This is a genomic window from Candidatus Chloroploca sp. Khr17 (assembly GCF_004138165.1).
Lineage (GTDB): Bacteria > Chloroflexota > Chloroflexia > Chloroflexales > Chloroflexaceae > Chloroploca.
Map to the genome: position 1 here is coordinate 1 of NZ_RYFF01000169.1, position 1,033 is coordinate 1,033.

The following is a 1,033-nucleotide window of genomic DNA, read 5'->3' on the forward strand; positions in this document are numbered from 1 at the left end:
CCTCACCAGGTGTCACTTTTTTGAGCGGGCCGTTCCAACACGGTAACCGGCCCCTGGGTGCGTGCCAGCACCTTTCCAGCATCACGACGTGTTCGGGACCCGCCAACGCGGGTTTCCCTCGCGCAAAAACCAGCGAAACGTGACCCCTCGTGGTGCGAGCCGATGCCCTCACCATGGGCCATGGTGTGAAACGAGGTGGAGCGGAGGCCATTCCGCAGTATGATGATCGTGCGAAGACTCATCATCGTGGAGAAAGGCCTCACCATGTCCACCTCTGTTCGGTATGATAGCATAGCCACTCGCTTGACCAGCGCCCTCCCCAATCTCCGTCCGCGCCTGTGTGCCCCCTTGGCGTGTGCCTTGGTCGGCATGAGTCAAGCGATCTCCGCCCAACAGCGCGCCGTTGCCGCCGCTATGCCGCTGAAAACCAAACAGCAAAGCAAGATCCAGCGCTTTCGCCGGTTGCTCGACACCGCCACCCTGACGGCCGAGGACATCTACCAGCCGATTGTGCGCGCCGCGTTGACCGGGCTGCGCCGCCAGCGGGTGCATGTGCTGCTCGACCGGGTCGTGCTCACCGAGACGCAAAACGTCCTGGTCGTCAGCCTGGGCTTTCGCCGCCGCTCCATCCCTTTGGTCTGGCGCGTCCTTGAGCACGCGGGCTCCAGTTCGTTGGCCGATCAGCAAGCGGTGCTGACCGCCGCCGTGGCGCTGCTGCCATCTGCGGTGCGGGTCCTGGTGCATGCCGACAGCGAATTCCGCTCCCAGACGCTCTTTACCTGGATCCGTAGCTACGGCTGGGACGCCATCTTGGGCATCCGGGGCAACGTGACCGTGACCACCGACCCGGCGACCAGTGGGCAGGCGCTCACCACCTGGCTGCCCGCGCGGGACACGGTGGCTTATCTGAACAACGTCTGGCTGACCGAAGACCGCTGCGGCCCCACGAACGTGTTGGCCTGGTGGGACAAGGATGACCGAGGGGTGCTGACCTGCTATGCCGTGATGACCAACCTGCCCGCGACCTGGCAGA

Annotated in this window: 1 pseudogene; it reads left to right on the forward strand. The window is 64.5% G+C overall.

Features of this window, described 5'->3' with window-relative positions:
- Positions 1 to 369: 369 nt before the first annotated feature.
- Positions 370 to 1,033, forward strand: a pseudogene (locus tag EKD05_RS25565) (hypothetical protein); the annotation flags it as partial.